General features: G+C 71.3%; 17 protein-coding genes. 7 read left to right on the forward strand and 10 right to left on the reverse strand.

All coding sequences use genetic code 11. The features are described from left to right. Positions 1–38: 38 nt before the first annotated feature. Positions 39–764 (reverse strand): lysophospholipid acyltransferase family protein, encoded by a 726-nt coding sequence (locus tag BDK92_RS07575; RefSeq protein ID WP_121161783.1) that lies wholly within the window; start codon positions 762–764, stop codon positions 39–41. A gap of 210 nt (positions 765–974) precedes the next feature. On the opposite strand from BDK92_RS07575, the gene BDK92_RS07580 reads away from it, so the two are divergent. Further along, the gene (locus BDK92_RS07580) at positions 975–1,817 is read left to right on the forward strand and encodes a DUF308 domain-containing protein (RefSeq protein ID WP_121155883.1); all 843 of its coding nucleotides are present in this window, start codon (positions 975–977) and stop codon (positions 1,815–1,817) included. A gap of 172 nt (positions 1,818–1,989) precedes the next feature. Further along, complete coding sequence (locus BDK92_RS07585) at positions 1,990–3,405, forward strand: alpha,alpha-trehalose-phosphate synthase (UDP-forming) (protein ID WP_121155885.1); 1,416 nt, start codon at positions 1,990–1,992, stop codon at positions 3,403–3,405. Between the two features lie 56 nt (positions 3,406–3,461). Here BDK92_RS07585 and BDK92_RS07590 read toward each other — a convergent pair whose 3' ends face one another. From BDK92_RS07590 to BDK92_RS07620, 7 genes are all read right to left on the reverse strand, one after another. Further along, the gene (locus BDK92_RS07590; protein WP_121155887.1) at positions 3,462–4,517 is read right to left on the reverse strand and encodes an IS110 family RNA-guided transposase; all 1,056 of its coding nucleotides are present in this window, start codon (positions 4,515–4,517) and stop codon (positions 3,462–3,464) included. 373 nt (positions 4,518–4,890) lie between these two features. Continuing rightward, entirely contained in the window at positions 4,891–5,703 is an 813-nt protein-coding gene (locus tag BDK92_RS07595; RefSeq protein ID WP_121155889.1) for an alpha/beta hydrolase, read from the reverse strand. Continuing rightward, positions 5,700–7,094, reverse strand: coding sequence for a flavin-containing monooxygenase (locus BDK92_RS07600; protein WP_121155891.1), 1,395 nt, complete (start codon positions 7,092–7,094; stop codon positions 5,700–5,702). The genes BDK92_RS07595 and BDK92_RS07600 overlap by 4 nt, the downstream gene beginning before the upstream one ends. Positions 7,095–7,154: 60 nt before the next feature. Then, complete coding sequence (locus tag BDK92_RS07605) at positions 7,155–7,934, reverse strand: endonuclease/exonuclease/phosphatase family protein (protein WP_121161785.1); 780 nt, start codon at positions 7,932–7,934, stop codon at positions 7,155–7,157. A gap of 64 nt (positions 7,935–7,998) precedes the next feature. Continuing rightward, the gene (locus tag BDK92_RS07610; RefSeq protein WP_121155893.1) at positions 7,999–8,946 is read right to left on the reverse strand and encodes an ROK family glucokinase; all 948 of its coding nucleotides are present in this window, start codon (positions 8,944–8,946) and stop codon (positions 7,999–8,001) included. Between the two features lie 85 nt (positions 8,947–9,031). Beyond that, positions 9,032–9,790 (reverse strand): hypothetical protein, encoded by a 759-nt coding sequence (locus BDK92_RS07615; RefSeq protein ID WP_246016879.1) that lies wholly within the window; start codon positions 9,788–9,790, stop codon positions 9,032–9,034. A gap of 41 nt (positions 9,791–9,831) precedes the next feature. Continuing rightward, positions 9,832–10,287, reverse strand: a complete 456-nt coding sequence (locus tag BDK92_RS07620; RefSeq protein WP_121155895.1) for an SRPBCC family protein — start codon at positions 10,285–10,287, stop codon at positions 9,832–9,834. 191 nt (positions 10,288–10,478) lie between these two features. Between BDK92_RS07620 and BDK92_RS07625 the strand changes: the two genes are divergently transcribed. From BDK92_RS07625 to BDK92_RS07635, 3 genes are read left to right on the forward strand one after another with little or no spacing between them, the layout of a single operon-like run. Further along, positions 10,479–12,308 carry an AMP-dependent synthetase/ligase gene (locus BDK92_RS07625; RefSeq protein WP_121161787.1) on the forward strand — a complete coding sequence of 610 codons (1,830 nt, stop codon included), beginning with the start codon at positions 10,479–10,481 and terminating at the stop codon, positions 12,306–12,308. A gap of 14 nt (positions 12,309–12,322) precedes the next feature. Further along, positions 12,323–14,014, forward strand: a complete 1,692-nt coding sequence (locus BDK92_RS07630; RefSeq protein WP_121155897.1) for a sensor histidine kinase — start codon at positions 12,323–12,325, stop codon at positions 14,012–14,014. A gap of 7 nt (positions 14,015–14,021) precedes the next feature. Then, positions 14,022–14,690, forward strand: coding sequence for a response regulator transcription factor (locus tag BDK92_RS07635; protein ID WP_121155899.1), 669 nt, complete (start codon positions 14,022–14,024; stop codon positions 14,688–14,690). Positions 14,691–14,759: 69 nt separating this feature from the next. Here the strand turns inward: BDK92_RS07635 and BDK92_RS07640 are convergent, their stop codons facing one another. Together BDK92_RS07640 and BDK92_RS40175 are read right to left on the reverse strand one after the other, a co-directional pair. Then, a complete protein-coding gene (locus BDK92_RS07640) occupies positions 14,760–15,200 on the reverse strand; it encodes a DUF4395 domain-containing protein (protein WP_121155901.1) in 441 nt (146 codons plus the stop codon). A gap of 163 nt (positions 15,201–15,363) precedes the next feature. Next, on the reverse strand, positions 15,364–15,936 hold the full coding sequence (locus BDK92_RS40175; RefSeq protein ID WP_246016880.1) for a TlpA family protein disulfide reductase: 573 nt from the start codon (positions 15,934–15,936) through the stop codon (positions 15,364–15,366). Positions 15,937–16,259: 323 nt separating this feature from the next. Between BDK92_RS40175 and BDK92_RS07650 the strand changes: the two genes are divergently transcribed. Further along, positions 16,260–17,069 carry an SAM-dependent methyltransferase gene (locus BDK92_RS07650; protein WP_121155905.1) on the forward strand — a complete coding sequence of 270 codons (810 nt, stop codon included), beginning with the start codon at positions 16,260–16,262 and terminating at the stop codon, positions 17,067–17,069. Continuing rightward, positions 17,059–18,852, forward strand: coding sequence for a putative bifunctional diguanylate cyclase/phosphodiesterase (locus tag BDK92_RS07655; protein WP_121155907.1), 1,794 nt, complete (start codon positions 17,059–17,061; stop codon positions 18,850–18,852). The genes BDK92_RS07650 and BDK92_RS07655 overlap by 11 nt, the downstream gene beginning before the upstream one ends. The last annotated feature ends 10 nt before the right edge of the window (positions 18,853–18,862 follow it).

Consider the following 18,862-nt stretch of genomic DNA (forward strand, 5'->3'; position numbering starts at 1 on the left):
GGTCCGTCGCGCTGCCGGGGACCCGTGACCGGTGGCGCTCAGGCGGCGATCCGGTCCGGGGGTTCCACCGTCGGGCCGGGCTTGCCGGCGAGCTGCCCGGTCTTCACCTGTTGCGCGTAGACGTCGACGTACTCCCGGCCGGAGAGCTCCATCAGCTCGTACATGATCTCGTCGGTGACGGCGCGTTCGACGAACCGGTCTCCGGCGAGCCCGGCGTAGCGGGAGAAGTCCAGCGGGGCGCCGAACCTGATCCGTACCCGTCTGATTTTCGGGAGGAGTGTGCCCGGCGGCTGGATCTCGTCCGCGTTGAGCATCACCACCGGGATGACCGGGGCACCGCTGACCAGGGCCAGCCGGGCCACGCCGGTCTTGCCCCGGTAGAGCCGACCGTCCGGTGAGCGGGTGCCCTCGGGGTAGATCCCGGCGAGCTTTCCCTCGGCGAGGACCTGGAGTTGGGTGTCGAGGGCGGCCTGGGCGGCGCGGCCGCCACCACGGTCGACCGGGATCGTGCCGGTGCCGGTGAAGAAGGAGCGGATCAGCCAGCCCTTCAGGCCCCGTCCGGTGAAGTATTCCGCCTTTGCTACGAAGGTCACTTTTCGCTTGACCATCAGCGGCATGAAGATCGAATCCGAGAACGACAGGTGGTTGCTCGCGATGATCGCGGCACCCGTGCCGGGGACGTTCGCCCTCCCCTCGACCTGCGGCCGGAAGATCAGCCTCAGCCAGGGCCCGAGGATGACGTACTTCATCAGCCAGTACAGCACGGGCATCCTTTCCGGGCGCGTCGCGCGGGTGCGCATCTCGGCTCCGCGGGCGGATCTGTCGGGAATGAGCCTACGAACCAAGTACGGCACGCCACAACGCACTCCCGGAACCCGTGCCCGCCGTGTCACGATTCAAGGCACGGCACGCGCGATCAGCGCTGCGGGGGTCTGGGTCGGGCGCGCACACGCGCCGGTGAGGGAGGGTATCCAGTGTCACCGGGTGGTGCCCGCCGAGGGCGGCGGGACAACGGGCTCGACGCGACCGAATACGCCGTCGCTGGCGACGTGGACCCACGGGTGGGAGAACACCTGTTGGACGTCCTCGCCGCCGGCGGCATCGCCGCCTACCTCCAGCCCTCCGCCGACCTCAACCCGGTGACCCGCACCACGACGGTGCCGGCCCGACCGACCGACCGGCTCTACGTCGACCGGACCCACCTCGCCACCGCCCGCGACTACCTGACCCAGCTCGCCGACGAGGGCGTGCCGAACCAGCCGGAGCGTCCCGATCCGGACGTGGAGGCCGAATGGGCGCGGATCGTCGCGGGTTACCACACCGATGTCACCGGTGGCGCCCGGCCGTGGCCGGCGGCCGAGGACGTCGCCGCCGACACGGCGACCGATCCGGCCGGCGCGGCGACCGGCACCGCCACCCGTACCGGGCAGGAGAGCGCCGGGCCGGCGACCGAGGTACGCCCGTTGCAGTCCGCCACCGAGATCTCCGGCATCTCGCTGGGCGGGCGCTCCGACGAACCGTCCCTGCTCGACGGGCTGGACACGTTCGGTGCCGATCTGCCGGACGACGCCGAAGACCGTTACGTCCCGCCGCCTCCACCGCCCCTGCCCCACGTATCGAAGTACGCCGTGGCCGGCGTACTCGCGGTGGTCGTCGGTTTCCTGCTCTTCGTCTTCCCCGACCTGCTTCCGATCGACCGTGGCCTGGTCACCCTGATCGGGTTCGCCGGCATCCTGACCGGATTCGTGACCCTGGTCTGGCGGCTCCGCTCCGGTGACGAGGAGGACGACGATCCGGACGACGGTGCCGTGGTCTGACGTGATAACGAACGGATAGTGAGATTGATCGCACACCGTTCCCTTGCGTAACACTCGTGTAACTTGATGTCAGTAGGAATAAGGCTGTACGTCACCTCTCCCCCTCACCCCTATCGACTGCCCGATAGCGCATCATTCGCGGTGGTCGCCTCGCCCGGAACGAGGTGCCCGAATGCGACAGAGTCCGCTTGTGGTGGTGGCCAACCGCCTACCGGTTGACGACGGCGTGGCGCTCGACGGCGCCTGCGAGTGGCGTCGCAGCCCAGGTGGCCTGGTCGGCGCCCTACACCCGATCCTGAAGAAGACCCCGGCGGTCTGGGTCGGTTGGGCCGGTGGAAGTGGCCCGGCTCCCGCCGTACCGGACATCGACGGCGTACGGATGCACGCGGTGCCGCTGAGCGACGAGGACATGCGGGACCACTACGAGGGCTTCGCCAACGCCACCCTCTGGCCCCTCTACCACGACGCGGTCGAGCAACCCGTCTACCACCGTCGCTGGTGGGAGGCGTACCAACGGGTCAACCAGCGGTTCGCCGAAGCCGCCGCGGAAGCCGCCGAACCGGGTGCCGTCGTCTGGGTGCAGGACTACCACCTGCAACTCGTACCCGGACTGCTCCGGGCGCTCCGCCCCGACCTGCGGATCGGCTTCTTCCTGCACGTACCCTTCCCGCCGCCCGAACTGTTCATGCAACTGCCCCGCCGGGCCGAACTGCTGCTCGGCATGCTCGGCGCCGACCTGGTCGGCTTCCAGCGGGCCCAGGCCGCGCACAACTTCGCCCAACTCGCGGCCAAGGTGCTCAAGTTGCCCGCCACCGACCGCCGGATCGCGGTGGACGACCGGATGGTCCGGATCGGCGCCTTCCCGGTCTCCATCGACATGGCCGAGATGGAGGCGCTCTCCCGCCGACCGGAGGTGGTCCAGCGGGCCCGCCGGCTCCGCGCCGACCTCGGCGACCCGCAACACGTCATCCTGAGCATCGACCGGATGGACTACACCAAGGGCATCGAGCAGCGGCTCAAGGCGTACAGCGAACTGATCGCCAACGGTCACATCAAGGTCCGGGACACGGTCATGGTCCAGGTGGCGGTGCCGAGCCGGGAACGGGTCGAGCAGTACCAGGTCCTCCGCGAGCGGGTGGAGCGCGAGGTCGGGCGGATCAACGGCGAGTTCGGGCGGGTCGGCGAGCCGGCGATCCACTACCTGACGCAGCCGTTCGACCGTACCGAACTGGCGGCGCTCTACCGGATCGCGGACATCATGGCGGTGACGCCGTTGCGGGACGGGATGAACCTGGTCGCCAAGGAGTACGTCGCCGCCCGGGTCGACGACGCGGGCGCACTGCTGCTGAGCGAGTTCGCCGGGGCGGCGGCGGAGTTCACCCAGGCGTACCTGGTGAACCCGCACGACCTGGAAGGGTTGAAGCTGACCCTGATGCACGCGCTCCAGGCGACCCCGACGGACGTGACCGACCGGATGCGGTCGATGCGCGACCATCTTCGGACATACGACATCCGGGCCTGGGCTCGGGCCTATCTGACGGCGTTGGATCAGACGGGGGCTCTTGCCGATCGGCTGGCTCCGGCGTGACTGGTGGGGATTCGGGGGCGGCGTGCCCCGCTCTGGGCGGATGCTCCTATGGAGTGTCAAGTGGTGAGTGCGGCGAGGTCTGCGAGTAGGGCGGTGTGGACTTCTCGGATGATGTAGCGCTTGAGGCAGCGGATGATCTCTTTTTTGCTGAGGCCTTGGGTGGTGCGTCGTTCGGTGTAGGCGCGGGTGCGGGGATCGTGGCGTAGGCGGCAGAGCGCGATGGTGTAGAGCGCTTTGTTTGCGGCGCGGTCCCCGCCTCGGTTGAGTCGGTGCCGGTTGGTGCGTCCGGAGCTGGCGGGGATGGGTGCGGCGCCGCAGAGGTGGGCTAGGGCGGCTTCGCTGTGGAGCCGGTCGGGGTTGTCTCCGGCGGTGGCTAGGAGTTGCCCGGCGACGTCGGGGCCGACGCCGAGGAGCGCGTTCAGGCGTGGGGCGGTGGTGGCCACGATGGGGTGGAGTCGGTGTTCGAGTTGGGTGATCTCGGTGGTCAGGGTCTGGACCCGGGTGGCGATCGAGTGGAGTGCCGCTCGGGTGGCCTGGATCGGATCACTTGTCGGGGTGTCGTCGGTGGTCAGGGTGGTGCAGGCGGTGATCAGGGCCTGGCCGTGCAGGCCGGTGAGGTTGGCGCGGAGTTCTTCGGGGGCGGAGGCGATGAGGCCGTGGAGTTGGTTGAGTGCGGCGGTGCGGGCCTTGACTGCGCCGCTGCGGGCGACTCGTAGGGTGCGGATCGCTTCGACGGGGCCGGTGCGGGTCTTGGGGGTGCCGTTGGCTTGTCCGGACAGGGCGGCTCGGGCGGCGGCGATCGCGTCGATCGGGTCGGACTTGCCCTTCGTGCGGCGGGTTTTGCGGTCGGGTCGGTCGACTTCGACCAGGGTGATGTTCTGGCTGGTCAGGTAGCGGGCCAGGCCGGCGCCGTAGGCGCCGGTGCCCTCGATACCAACCTTGGTTACCCGGCCGTGTGATCGGAGCCAGGCCAGGAGGTCGTGGTAGCCGGCTGCGGTGGCGGGGAACTGCTGGTCGTTGAGTACCCGGCCGGTCTGGTCGACCACGGCGGCGTGGTGGGTTCTGCCGTGGGTGTCGATTCCACCGGTGATCTGACGCTTCTTGGCTGTCATGCTGGGGTGTCGTCCCGTTCGCTCGCACCGGACAAGGGTCGGCACGCACCGCCGCGACGGTGGACAAGACAGTGATGGGTGCCTCTCGCACAGGCTCCTATCAGGTCACATCCGCCCAGGTGGTGAGTGCGGTAGCGGGTCACCCGGACCGGTCGACGAATCCGCCCAAGGACAGTGATCGTCGGTCAGGCTTTGGGTCAGACCAACCGGGTGACCCGCCCTTACATCCTCACTGTCAGGCTTGATCCCGTCGCGGGGCACGCCGCCCCCGAATCCCTGACCTGGTCGGGCTTGGGCGGTCAGCCAGCGAGGGACGTCGTGGCCACAGTGGCTCTTGGGGTGGGACGGGTGGGTTGCCGCCGCTGGTGGGGGGTCAGGGGGTGGGGGCGTCCTTGTCCAGCCAGTCGAGGATCGCGTCGATCGGTTCGCGCCAACGGGCGTCGAGCATCAGGTCGTGCCCCATGCCGGGAAAGAGCAGCGGGGCGGCCGCGTACCGGGCGGCGGCCCGGGTGAGCGCGCTCGCGGAGACGATCCGGTCGTCCGGGCTGCCGAGGACCAGCAGCGGCGGGTTGCCGACCGGCGGCTCCGGGTCCCGGTGCGCGAGTAGCTGCCACTGCGCGCGGGCGGTGGCCCGGCCCAGTCGGGCGGTGTAGTCGGCGGCGGTGGCGACGGGAAGCTCCCGGCTGAACAGTTGGCGCCGGTTCAGCCTCAACCGCCCGCCGAAAACCGCGGGCAGGGTGCCGGCCAGGTTGCGGCGCAGCGCACCGCCCAGGGTGCCCCAGCCGCCGAGGACCGGCGCGACCAGGACACCGGCGCGGGCCGGGTAACGGGCGAGCGCGTGCGTCACCACGAGAGCGCCGGCGCCGTGCCCCACCAGCACCGCCTGCCGCGGCAGGCTCGCCGCCACCTGGACCACATCATGGACGTACGCCCGCAGCGTCGCCTTCGGCGCCGCGCCGCTGCCGCCGTGCCCGCGCAGACTCACCGCGTGTGCCGCGAACCCGCGCGACGCGCTGTGCTCCAACCAGTGCTCGGCGAACGTCCAGGCACCGTGCCCGTAGCCGGGTACGAAGAGGACCGGCGGCTTCCCCTCGTCCGTCTCGGGGGTGGCGCTGCGCACCTCCCGGTGCACCGGTGGGACGGGGCTCGCCCAGTCCCGGGTCCGGATGATCCGGGTCCGGCTCATTTGGCGGTCTCCAGGTCGTCGAGGACGGTTTGCAGTTCACGCAGGTAGTCGCTGTGGCTGATCTCGAACCAGTGCCGGGTGCTCTCCTTCACCTTCGCCGAACTCCACCGGCCGCCCGCCCCGGCGTCGACCCGCGCGGAGAACGCGGCGGCCCGGTCCGGTGCGGCCTCCTGGAGCCGCAGGCGCCGGGCGATCGCCACCGTCTGCCAGTGCACCAGGGGGAAGATCCCGGAGTCGGCCTGGAGCAGTCCGGCGACGGCGAGCGTGGGATGACGGCGGGGGAAGGCGTTGAGGTAGAGCGAGGGGCGGCCGGCCGGGTCGCCGCCGAGCAACGAAGGGTCGAGGAACTCGAACTTCGGCAGGTAGCCGGTGGCGAGCACGACCAGTTCGGGGTCGATCGTCCGGCCGTCGGTGAGTTCCACGGTGTTGCCCCGGAAGCGGGCCACGTCCGGCACCGGGCTGATCCCGCCGTGACCGACGTAGTAGACAAGTTGGCTGTTCGCGATCGGGTGCGTCTCGTAGATCTTGTGGTCGGGTGCGGGGAGGCCGAAACGGGTCAGGTCGCCGACGGTCAGCCGCAACGTCCGGGCCGCGAACCACTGGCGCAGGCCCAGCGGTAGCCGGGTCAGGCCGGCGTTGACCTGGTCGGTCGGGCGACCGAGCACGTACTTGGGGACGTACCAGTAACCGCGCCGGGTGGAGTGCCACGCCTTGCTCGCCTGCTGGGCGGCCTCGACCGCGATGTCGCAACCGGTGTTGCCCGCTCCGATCACCAGCACCCGCTTGCCCCGCAACTGGGTGGTGTCCTTGTACGCGGAGGCGTGCATGACCTGCCCCCGGAACTCGTCCAGGCCCTCGTACGCGGGGATCTTCGGCGACCAGTTGTGCCCGTTGGCGATCACCACCGCGGCGTACCGCTGGATCCGCTCGGCGCCGTAGCCACCGGTGCTGCGGGTGGTCACGTCCCAACGGTTGCCGTCGGCCGGTTCGACCCGGATCACCTCGGTGCCGAACCAGACGTACTGCAGCAGGTCGAAGTGGGCGGCGTACCGCTCCAGGTAGCCCAGGAGCTGGCTGTGGTGCGGGTAGTCCGGCCAGGAGTCCGGCATCGGGAAGTCGGGGAACTCGGTGGACGGCTTGGACGAGATCAGGTGGGTGCTGGCGTAGACCGGGCTGCGGTCGTGTCGCCAGTTCCAGGCGCCGCCGACGCTGGTCTCGCGTTCGTAGCAGTCGACGCCGAAACCGTGCTCCCGGAGGTTCTTGATGGCGGCCAGGCCGCTGGCCCCGGCGCCGATGACGCAGACGGTGCCGCCCCGGTCGTAGACCGGGCGCCCGTCCGAACGCAGGGTGGCGCTGGTTTCGGAGCTGTCAAGGCCGATGGAGGTGGACACCGGGGAATCTCCTTTTGTCCGGCACGAATGCCGAGTGCTGCCGAATCCTCTCGACTTCCGTCACCCTTTGTCCAGCCCACCGCCCAACGTTTGGCGGTTCGGGGCGGGGACGTGGGCCGGCAGCAGCAGGTCGACGAGGATCGGGAAATGGTCGCTGGCGCGACGCGTCTGTGGCGTGTCCAGCACGTCGTACCCGGTGACCTCGATCCTCGGGTCGACAAAGAGCGCGTCGATCCGGTCCCGGGGTTCGGCACAGGGGTACGTGCCCCGGTCGGCCCGGTCGGCGGCGACCGCCGCGTCGGTGAGCCCGTCGGCGATGGTGCGCCAGGCCGCCCCGCCGGAGTTCTCGTTGAGGTCGGCACCGAGCACCACCGGCAGGCGTAGTTCGGTGAGGTCACGTTTGAGCAGGGCCGCCTGGCCGGGGCGTTCGGTCGGGTCGGTGCCGAGGTGGGTGCCGACGACCACGAACGGGGCGGTGGTGTCGGAGCCGACGGCGCACTCGGCGAAGATCACGCCGCGCATGTGCCGCCCCGGGGTGAGCGGGAACTGACGGTGCCAGGTCCGGTGCACCCGTACCCGCAGGCTGGTCAGGACCAGGTTGCCCAAGGACGGCAGGCCACCGCCGCCGAGCACCAGCCCCAACGAGTCGGCCAGCGCCCCGCACTTGTGGCGCCAGCGGAACCGACGCGGTCCCTCCTGCACGATCACCACGTCCGGTTCGGCCGCCCGTACGGCCGAGGCCAGCGCGGCGACGTCGTCGCGCTGGCCGTGCACGTTGTACGACAGCACCCGCAGTCGTACGCCAGCGCCACCGGTCCCCGGAAGTCCTGCCTGCGTCACGGCGGACACCTCTCCTTTGTCAGGGTCGGCCGGGCTGGTCCACGGTCCCGGTCCGGGACCCGCGTCAGCGGCGTCGGGCCAGGTCGGCGGCGCCGATCATGCCCGCGGTGTTACCCATCTCGGCCGACCGGATCTCGGCGACCGGGAGCCGGCCGCGCTGTGCCAGCGCTTCGGTGAAGGTCCGCCGGGTGGGTCCCATCAGCAGGTCACCGGCCTCGACGACGCCGCCGCCGACGACCAGCACCTGCGGGTCGAGGATCTGCACCAGGTCGGCCAGTCCGAGGCCGAGCCAGTGGCCGATCTGGGCGAACGCCTCACCGGAGATCGGGTCGCCGTCCCGGGCCGCGCTGGTCACCATCGGTCCGGTGATCGCCTCGACCTCGCCGCCGGCCAGTTCGAGCAACCGGGCGGCGCGGACCGGGGCTTGGCGGGCGCCCGCGCGGGCGAACCGGACCAGGGCGTTGCCGCTGGCGTACTGCTCGATGCAGCCGAGTCGGCCGCAGCCGCAGAGGTGACCCTCCGGTACGGAGAGGAAGTGGCCCAGTTCGGCGGCGATGCCGTGCGCGCCCCGGAGCAGTTCGCCGCCGAGGATGATGCCGCCGCCGACACCGGTGCCGATGGTGAGCATGACCATGGACTCGTCCGCGTGCCGGCCGGCGCCGTGCCGGAACTCGGCCCAGGCCGCGACGTTGCCGTCGTTCTCCACGATCACCGGCAGGTTGACCGCGGAACTGACGTAGTCGCGGATGGGTTCGTCGCGCCAGGCGATGTTCGGTGCGAAGAGCACGACCGAACGGTCGGCGTTGATCCAGCCGGCGGCGCCGATGCCCACCGCCTCGATCTCACGACCGGCGGCGAGTTCCGAGACGACCTCGACGATGACGTCGCGGGTCTTGGCCACGTCGTCGGCCGGGGTGTCCCGCCGGGTCCGGGCCAGTACCTCGCCGTCGGCGTCAACCACGCCCGCGGCCACCTTGGTACCACCGACGTCGACTCCGATGGTCAGCGTCACCGCCGCCGCTCCCCTCTGTGCTCTGCTCCGCCGGTACCACACCGGCCGATCATGTTCCGTTCCCGCCGGTGGGTCCGACGCGCGGTCAGACCCCGTCGCCCTCGGCCGGCACCGGCTCGCCCGGAATCCGGGCAGCGGGCACCACCGGGGGTGTACCACCGGACCCGGCGGCCTGAACCGCTCCGGTGGAGCCGGTCGGCGCCGGCCGGCTGGCGGCGCCGGTGTGCTCGGCCGGGTCGGCGGGCGGGTCGGCCTGGTCGGAACGGGGGTCGGGGGCCGCGCGGGTCGCGGCCGCCCAGACGTCCTGCTCCGGGGCCGGCCACGAATCATGCCTGGTACGGGTGGCCTCGCGCCACACCGCGTCGTCAGCCAGGTCGGCCGGGGTGCCGAACGTGTCGGGGGTGGCGCCGAACGTGTCGGGGCCGGTGGGCGCGCCGTACGGGTCGGGGCCGGCAGGCGCGCCGTACGGGTCGGGGCCGGCGGGCGCGGTCTCCGGTTCCGGCGTGCTGGTGTCGGTGGCGGTGGAGAGGGCCCGCAGCAGGCTGGCCAGGCCGGCCGCGAAGTCGCCGGCACCGGTGGCGAGCCGCTCGGCGAACTCGGGGCTCGGGTCGCGCAGCGCGGCGATCGTCCGGCAGATCGGGCAGGCGCGGCATTCGGCCGAGCCGGTGGCGAATCCGCTGCCGTTGGTGCCGTCGCCGGCGTGACCAAGCACACCGGTGACCAGGTCACCCAGCGGGCCGAACCCACCGGGCCGGCCGGACGCGCCCAGTCGGGCCGCGGCCAGCGCGGTGGCGACCAGACGTTCGGCCTCTGTACGCGCGGACCCCGGATCGGTCGCCGTCATGCCCGCCTCCTTTCGCCCTGACGCCGCTTGTCGCGGGTGGCTCAGTCCGTTGCCCCGAGGGACTCAACCCGCTGCTTCAGCTGCTTCAACGCCGTGTCCATGATCATTTTCTCGGCCTTGCGCCGGAACATCCCCAGCATGCCGACCTTCAATTCCACCTCAAGGGTGTACGTGACCGTGGACGTACCGTCACCGTTGTCGCCGATGTCGTACGACCCGTTCTGCGCCTGCTGCATCCGCGACGGGGCGGCCAGGTGCCACTCGATCCGTGAGATGTCCTCGGCGTACTCGTAAACCAGGGTGTACTCGTCCGCCAGCACCCCGGCGTCGATCACGAACCGGACCTGGCTGGCGTAACCGTCCTCGTACTCCTCCAGCACCTCCACCCCGCGCACCGCGTCGGTCCACTCGGGGTAGCGCGCGAAGTCGCAGATCACCCCGGCCACCCGGTCCACGGGTGCGGAGATCACGATCGACTGGATGGAGGAGTCCGCCATGTGGGGCAGGCTACCCGGTTCACCAGCCGAGCCGGCCGTCCGCCTCAACCCCGGCACGTACCTGTCGAACCGGCCTGCCCCGGTTCCCGACCCGGACGGGCGGGTAGGTTTCCGGTATCCGGTCCCGCCCCGCGCCCACCCCTCGGGGCCGAGCACAACCCGATCGTGGGTACGAGCACGAAGGAGTGCAGGTGCGAGAGTTCTCCGTGCCACCCGTCGTCAGCATCGGCGACACGGCCAACCTGACCGACCCGGTCTGGGACAACGCCGAGGTGGCCCCGGACGCGGCGCAGTTCGCCCGGCGTACCCGGGGCACCGGCGACACCCCGGCGGCGGGCGACCGGGACGGCTGGACGGACGTGACCTGCCTCCAGTTCCGCGACGAGGTGGTGGCGCTCGCCCGTGGCCTGGTCGCGGCCGGTGTCGGGGCCGGCGACCGGGTGGCTCTGATGAGCAAGACCCGGTACGAGTGGACCCTGCTCGACTACGCCATCTGGGCGGCCGGCGCGGTGACCGTACCGATCTACGAGACCTCCAGCGCGGACCAGGTGGCCTGGATCATGGCCGACTCGGGCGCGGTGGCCTGCGTGGTGGAGACCACCGCGCACGCGTTGCTGCTGAGCGGGGTACGGGACCAGTTGCCCGCCCTCGGGCAGGTCTGGCAGATCGAGACCGGCGACCTGGACGGACTGGTCGCCGACGGGGCCCGGATCAACCCGGACGAGGTGGAGGCCCGGCGGCGCGCCACGAAGGCCGACGACCTGGCCACGATCATCTACACCAGTGGCACCACCGGGCGGCCGAAGGGCTGCCTGCTGACCCACCGCAACCTGTACGCCGACATCGCCAACGCGGTGCCGGTCCTGCCGCACCTGTTCAACGAGGGCGCCTCCACCCTGCTCTTCCTGCCGCTGGCGCACTCCTTCGCCCGGACGATCCAGATCGGGATGATCTACGCGCGGGCCACCCTGGCCCACAGCTCCGATCCGAAGAACCTGGTCAACGAGCTACAGGCATTCCGCCCGACCTTCGTGCTCTCCGTTCCCCGGGTCTTCGAGAAGGTTTACAACGGGGCTGCGCAGAAGGCCGCCGCCGAGGGCAAGGGGGCGATCTTCGCGCGGGCCGAGCGGGTGGCGATCGCGTACAGCGAGGCGCTGGACTCCCGCGACGGGCCGGGACTGGCCCTGCGGATGCAGCACCGCCTCTTCGACCGGCTGGTCTACCGCAAGCTCCGGGCCGCCCTCGGCGGCCGGTGCCGCGACGCGATCTCCGGCGGCGCCCCCCTCGGCAGCCGGCTCGGCCACTTCTTCCGGGGCGTCGGGGTCACCATCCTGGAGGGGTACGGGCTGACCGAGACCTCGCCGACGGTGGCGGTCAACACGATCAACGCGATGCGGATCGGCACGGTCGGCCGGCCGCTGCCCGGCGTCTCGGTCCGGATCGCCGACGACGGCGAGATCCTGATCAAGGGTGACCTGGTCTTCCAGGGCTACTGGCAGAACCAGGAGGCGACCGCGGAGGCGCTGGACGACGACGACTGGTTCCACAGCGGGGACCTGGGCACGCTGGACGGCGACGGCTTCCTCAGCATCACCGGCCGGAAGAAGGAGATCATCGTGACCGCCGGCGGCAAGAACGTCGCCCCGGCCGTGCTCGAGGACCGGGTCCGCGCACACCCGCTGATCAGCCAGTGCGTGGTGGTCGGCGACCGCCGCCCGTTCATCGGCGCCCTGGTCAGCATCGACGAGGACTTCTGGCCGAAGTGGCTCAGCGCACACGGGCACCCGACCGACACGCCGGTCGCCGACCTGCGCGAGGACCCGGCACTGCGGGCGGACGTACAGTCGGCGGTCGACGAGGCGAACAAGGCGGTCTCGTCGGCCGAGGAGATCAAGAAGTTCCGGATCCTGCCCCGCGACCTCAGCGAGTCGGCCGGTGAACTGACCCCGTCACTGAAGGTCAAGCGAGCCGTCGTACACCAGACATACGGCGCAGAAATCGCCGCTATCTACGGAGACTGACTACGATCCGTCAGGTGCCCGCCTCGACATCCGCCCTCCCCCGCCCGCATCCCCTCGCGGCGGCGGCACGCGTCGTCATGCTCGCGCTGGTCGCGATCCTCACCCTGATCACCACCGGTGACCTCGACCAACTGATCTGGATCGCCCTGCTCGCGGTCGCCGGCATCCCGGCGGTCCTCGCCCCACATCACCGGGTCCTCGCCCCGCTCGGCCGGTTCGCCGAGGTGGTGATCGTCGGTTTCGCGGCCAGCCAGGTGGCGGACGAGGCGTCGCTCGGCGGGATGGGCGCGGCGGCGATCCTGCCGTACCTCTCGGTGCCGCTGACCGTCGCCGCGTTGCAGCGCCGCTCACGGGAGGGTGTCGCGCTGCTCGCGGTCACCACCGCGAGCCTGGCCGTCGGCGGCTTCCTCAGCGGCAACAGCGCTGACGAGCCGTTCGGACACCTCGGCCAGCTCGGCTACCTGGCGGTCTCCGTCCAGTGGCTGGTGCTCGCCGCGCTCGGCCTGTACGCGGCCGGCACCCTGCAACGAATCTGGCAGGCCCGGGGGGAGAGCCGACCGCAGCCGTACGCCGAGGCGACCCGGCTGCTCACCCAGCTCCGGAGCGTGGCGCGCCAGCTCCCCGGGGCGACCCTGGATCCGGGGAGCATCTCCGAACACCTGTTGGAGGAGTTGCGGGTGCTGGTCCGCGCCGACCGGGCCGCGGTCCTCTCGGTCAGCGGCGGCGGTCGTCTGGTGGTGCTCGCCCAGGTGGGTGTGGACCGGGTCGACTGGGAGACCACCCTCGACGCCGACTCGGCCATCGCCGACGCCTGGGCCAGCCAGCAACCCCAGACCGCCCCGCGCTCCCAGGCCCGTTCACACTCCGGCGGCGACGTCTCCGCGCTGGTGGTGCCGCTGGTCGCGGGGGTGCGTACGGTCGGCCTGGTCACCCTGGAGGCGGACGCGGCCAACGCGTACCCGGCGCCCGTGGTGGCCCGGGTGACCGCGCTGACCCGACCGGCCGCGCTCCGGCTGGAGGCCGCGCTCCTCTTCGACGAGGTGCGCTCGCTCGCCACCAACGAGGAACGCCAGCGGCTGGCCCGGGAGATCCACGACGGGGTGGCCCAGGAACTCGTGATGGTCGGCTACGGCATCGACAACGCGATGGCGACTCTGCCCGAGGACGCCACCGAGACCGCCGGCGAACTCCGTACGCTCCGCGGCGAGGTCACCCGGGTGATCACCGAACTGCGGCTGAGCCTGTTCGAGCTCCGCAGCGAGGTCGACCGGCACGGCGGACTGGCCGCCGCGATGGCCGAGTACGCCCGGACCGTGGGCGCCTCCGGTGGACTCCGGGTGCATTTGTCCCTCGACGAGTCGACCGCCCGACTTCCGGCCGCGACCGAGGCCGAGTTGTTACGTATCGCCCAAGAGGCAATCACCAATGCGCGTAAGCACGCCGGGGCGTCCAATTTGTGGGTAACCTGCGCCGTGGACCCCCCGTTCGCACAAATTGAAGTGTCGGATGATGGTCAGGGCATCGCTGACCAGCGCCCCGATGGGCGGTATGGTCTTGCGATCATGGCGGAGAGAGCGGAACGTATCCGGGGCCGACTGGAGATCCGTCCGCGACATCCCAGTGGCACGACGGTGGCGGTGGTGGTCGGAACCACCCCCCGACGCGATAACGTGCGCGATAGCGTCACCGCATCAGAAGGGGAGTAACCCGAGCATGACCACGAGCCCCACACCCGCCGGCCGTACCAAGGTCCTCCTTGTCGACGATCACGACCTGATCCGCAAGGGCCTGCGCCACGCGTTCGAGCGGGACCGGCAGTTCGAGGTCGTCGGCGAGGCCGCGACGGCGGCTGAGGGGGTCCGCCAGGCGGGTGCCCTGCAGCCCGACGTCGTGATCATGGACCTTCGCCTCCCCGACGGTAGCGGCCTGGAGGCCACCCGCGCCCTGCGCAAGTCGAGCGCCACGATGGGCATCGTCGTCCTCACCATGTACGCCGGTGACGACCAGCTCTTCGGCGCGCTGGAGGCGGGCGCGAGCGCCTTCGTACCGAAGACCGCCCCCGCCGACGAGGTCGTCGCCGCCGCCCGGCACGCCGCCTCGTCGCCGAGCGCGTTCACCGCCGCCGACCTGGCCGAGGCGATGAAGCGCCGGCTGGCCCCCTCCGGCCCGCAGCTCTCCCCCCGCGAGGGCCAGGTGCTGCGGCTGCTCGCCGACGGCATGAGCGTGGCCGGCATCGCGAAGCAGCTCTTCGTCAGCGAGTCGACGGCCAAGACGCACATCTCCAAGCTCTACGAGAAGCTCGGCGCGGCCAACCGGGCGCAGGCACTGATGACCGCGCTGCGACTCGGTCTGCTCGAGGCCCCGGACGCGCCCAAGTTCTGATCCCGTCCGGTCCGGACCAGCACGCGAGCACGGCTCACGACTGGACCGGACCGGCGGGAACGGTCCGGGTCAGGAGCCGTCGACCGGCACCCGGGCCGGGATCACCCGCCCGCCGAACCGACGGAACGCCAGGTACGCCTCGCAGCCGAGGCAGAGCCCGAACGCCGCGTTGAGAAACGCGGCAGCCAGCGCCAATGCGGTCGCCACCAGACCCACACCGCTGCCCCCGGAGAGGTATCCGGCCGCCGCGACCAGGGTGAAGACCAGCCCGACGAGCTGGGCGAACCGCACCGGCGCGACCGGTTCCAGCTCCGTCGGCGGCCGCAGCCGACCGGCGACGACGGCCCGGAAGAGCAGCCCGTACGGGCCACGGCGCGGGGACACGGCGGTGATGCCGAAGACCACCGCCTGGGCCAACGCGAGCCAGCCGGAGCCGGTGAACAGTACGACGATCAGGACCACGGTGGTGACGGCGGCGGCGAACCGGGGCCCTCGGGGATCGAGCAACATCGTCAACCTCTGTCGGAAGGGGCGGCGCACACGGCCGCCGGTGAGCCGGGACGAGCGGGGTCCGGGCAGCGACAGAGGCTGGTGCAGAGGCGACCGTGGTCGACGATCCGGCGCCGGGTGAAGAGGCGGGCCGTCACCGGGCGGCACTCCCGGACCGGGGTGCTCATCGGTCGGTGCCGGTGAGCAACGGGGCCAGCGCGGCGATGACCTGCGCCTTCGCCGGCACCCCGGCGGCCCGCTGCACGATCCGGCCCTCGGCGTCGACAACCAGTGTGGTCGGCGTACGCCAGATGTTGAGCGCCCGGACCGCGGCGAGCTGACTCTCCGCGTCGACCTCGACATGCTCCACGCCGTCGAGCAGGCCCGCGACCTCACCCAGCACCCGGCGGGTGGCCCGGCAGGGCTGACAGAACGCCGAAGAGAACTGGACCAGGGTGACCGGCGTACCGAGCCGCACCCCGAGCCCGGTGAGCAGGCCGGGGTCGACCCGCTCGTCCGGCGTACCAATCGGGTCCGGTTGTCGGTCCGACGCCCGCGCCCCGGCGGCCCGGCCCGGGTCGGTGGTCTCGACGGGGTGGGTCGCGCCGGGCCCGGAACCCTGGTGGGCGGCCGGCCCGGATCGGGCGAGCACCGGGCGCAGCCGGCCGTCCCGGCGACGCCGCCACAGCCCGAAAGCGGTGGCGGCGACCAGTACGGTCACGACCACCAGCGGTCCGGTCAACGCGGAGTCCTGCACGGTCCCCACACTGCCACGGCTCGTCGCCGATGGCCACGGCGTCCCGTCCCGGGTGGCCAACGTCCCACTCCCGCCCCGCCCCGGTGGCCGGGCCGACCCCGTGTCCATGTCGGATCCGACACCGTGCGATGGTGTCTGCCGTCGATCGTCTCCGCTGTCGATGTTCCCACCGTCGATGGCCTCCGCCGTCGACGATCTCCGCCGGCATTGGTCCGGACGATGATCCAGCACGGTCTGGATAGCCGGGCAAGCGACGGGCAGAATAACCGGGGAAGACCCGCGGGGCAGTATTTCGTGCGTTCTCAGCATAGGGGCAGGTAGGCATGCAAAGGCCGGACTGGGCACCGCAGAGCATCGACATCGAACGACCCAGCGTGGCCCGGATGTACGACTATTACCTGGGCGGATCGCACAACTTCGCGGCAGACCGGCGGGCTGCCCAGGCGATGATCGCCTCCGTCCCGGAGGCGCCGCTGATGGCCCAGGCCAACCGGGCCTTCCTCCGCCGGGCGGTGCACTACCTGATCGACGCCGGCATCCGGCAGTTCCTCGACATCGGATCGGGCATCCCGACCGTGGGCAACGTGCACGAGATCGCCCAGCGAGCGGCACCCGACACCCGGGTGGTCTACGTCGACGTCGACCCGGTCGCGGTGGCACACAGCCGGGAGATCCTCAGCGGCAACGAGCAGGCGACGGCGCTCTGGGGCGACCTCCGTCAGCCGGCTGAGATCCTCGCCCATCCCGACGTACGCAAGCTGCTGAACTTCGACGAGCCGGTGGCCGTCATGGTGGTCGCGGTGCTGCACTTCATCCCCGACGCCGACGATCCGTCCGGGATCCTGGCGACCATCCGGCGCAGCCTCGCCCCCGGCAGTCACCTGGTGCTCTCCCAGGCCAGCGACGACGGCCGCACGGACGACGAACGCGAGGAAGCGGAACGGGTCTACCAACGCACGGACAACCCGCTCACGGTCCGCAGCCGCCACGAACTCACCCGGCTCTTCGACGGGTTCGACCTGGTCGACCCCGGCGTGGTCTGGGTGCCGCAGTGGCGCCCCGACTCGTTCGACAGTCTCGACGACGCCGAGCGGGCGGTCTTCATGGGCGGCGTGGGACGACATGGTGGGTGACGAGTACGCCGGCCGGGCCGTGCTGACCGCCGCCCAGCCCGGCCTGGCCGCCTTCGCCCGCGCCTGGGCAAAGGCGGTCACCGGCACCAGTTACCTGCCGATGACCCAGACCCAGCTCGAAGAACTCCTGCAACAGCTCACCGCCGAACTCGCGGACGCACTCCAGTCGGAGCCGTTCGATCTGCGTACCGGCCACCGGGTCGGTGCCGCGCTGGTCGCCGCGCACGTCGCGTCGGCCGAGGGCCTGGGGCGCACGATCGAGGTCATCCAACTGCGCCTGCTGCGCGATCTGGGTCTCGGTCAGGACGACGCCCAGGACCGGATGGCGCGGCTGCTCGCCACCGTCGCCACCGGCTACAGCCGGGCGATGCACGACCGTACCCTCGACGAGCAGGAGTCCATCCGGCGCGCCGGCATGGTCGCCCGTGAGCAGGCGGAGCGGGCGCTACGCGAGAGCGAGGCCCGGTTCCGGCACCAGGCCACCCACGACCCGCTGACCGGCCTGCCCAACCGCGCCCTGTTCACCGAACGACTCGGCGCCGCCGTACGCCGGCCCGGTGGTGACGAGAGACGGATCGGTCTCTGCTTCATCGACCTCGACCGGTTCAAGGTGGTCAACGACACCCTCGGGCATCCGGTCGGCGACCAACTGCTGGTGTCGGTCGCGACCCGGTTGCGCCGCGAGGTGGGCGAACACCTCGTCGCCCGGCTCGGCGGCGACGAGTTCGTGATCCTGATCGAGGAGACCAGCTGCACCGATGACGCGATCAAGGTGGCCGACGCGGCGCTGGCCGCGATCAGCGAGCCGTCGATCGTCGACGGGCACGAGTTGACCGTGTCGGCGAGCGTCGGTGTGGTCGAACGACCGGTCGCCGAGACCAGCCCGGACGACATGATGCGGGCCGCCGACGTCACCCTGCACTGGGCGAAGACCTCCGGCCGGGGACGCTGGGCCCTCTTCGACGCCGAACGCAACGAGCTCGAACTGACCCGGCACGCCCTGTCCGCCGCCATGCCGGGGGCGTTGGACCGGGGTGAGTTCTATCTGGACTACCAGCCGTTGGTCTCGTTGACCTGCGGCGGTGTCCTGGGCGTGGAGGCGCTGGTCCGCTGGCGCCACCCGGAGCTGGGCGTACTCCGCCCGGACAGCTTCATCGGGCTGGCCGAGGAGACCGGCCTGATCGTCCGCCTCGGTGACTGGGTGCTCAACGAGGCGTGCCGCGAGGCCCGCCGCTGGCTGACCCTGAGCCCGAACGCGCCCTTCGTCAGCGTCAACCTGGCGGTCCGGCAGGTACACGGGGCCGGGCTCGCGGACGAGATCCGGGCACTGCTCGACGAGACGGGCCTGCCGCCGCACCGGTTGCAGCTGGAGATCACCGAGAGCGCCCTGATGACCACCACCGGCGAACCGGTGCAGGCGCTGCGTGCCCTCGCCGAACTCGGGGTACGGATCGCCATCGACGACTTCGGCACCGGCTACTCCAACCTCGCCTACCTGCGTTCGTTGCCGGTCTGCGAGTTGAAGGTTGCCGGCTCTTTCGTGGCCGGGTTGCAGGCCGCCGGGAACGACCCGGCGAGCCACACCGACGAACGGATCCTGGCCACCCTGGTCTCCCTGGCGCACGCCCTCAACCTGACCGTCACCGCCGAGGGGGTGGAGACCGCCGGGCAGGCCGAGCGGTTACGGGCGCTGGGTTGCGACGCCGCGCAGGGCTGGCACTTCGGCCGCCCCGAACCGGCCGGCCGGATCCACGACCGGCTGGGCCGCGGCAGCGGGTGCTGAGACGGGACCC

The sequence above is a fragment of the Micromonospora pisi genome (assembly GCF_003633685.1).
Classification (GTDB): domain Bacteria; phylum Actinomycetota; class Actinomycetes; order Mycobacteriales; family Micromonosporaceae; genus Micromonospora_G; species Micromonospora_G pisi.

What these genes read in the sequence shown, in the direction of transcription:
- BDK92_RS07585 (WP_121155885.1), top strand. Translation starts at nt 1,990, where the DNA reads ATGCGACAGAGTCCGCTTGTGGTGGTGGCCAACCGCCTACCGGTTGAC.
- BDK92_RS07590 (WP_121155887.1), bottom strand. Translation starts at nt 4,517, where the DNA reads ATGACAGCCAAGAAGCGTCAGATCACCGGTGGAATCGACACCCACGGC.
- BDK92_RS07595 (WP_121155889.1), bottom strand. Translation starts at nt 5,703, where the DNA reads ATGAGCCGGACCCGGATCATCCGGACCCGGGACTGGGCGAGCCCCGTC.
- BDK92_RS07615 (WP_246016879.1), bottom strand. Translation starts at nt 9,790, where the DNA reads ATGACGGCGACCGATCCGGGGTCCGCGCGTACAGAGGCCGAACGTCTG.
- BDK92_RS07620 (WP_121155895.1), bottom strand. Translation starts at nt 10,287, where the DNA reads ATGGCGGACTCCTCCATCCAGTCGATCGTGATCTCCGCACCCGTGGAC.
- BDK92_RS07635 (WP_121155899.1), top strand. Translation starts at nt 14,022, where the DNA reads ATGACCACGAGCCCCACACCCGCCGGCCGTACCAAGGTCCTCCTTGTC.
- BDK92_RS07640 (WP_121155901.1), bottom strand. Translation starts at nt 15,200, where the DNA reads ATGTTGCTCGATCCCCGAGGGCCCCGGTTCGCCGCCGCCGTCACCACC.
- BDK92_RS07650 (WP_121155905.1), top strand. Translation starts at nt 16,260, where the DNA reads ATGCAAAGGCCGGACTGGGCACCGCAGAGCATCGACATCGAACGACCC.
- BDK92_RS07655 (WP_121155907.1), top strand. Translation starts at nt 17,059, where the DNA reads ATGGTGGGTGACGAGTACGCCGGCCGGGCCGTGCTGACCGCCGCCCAG.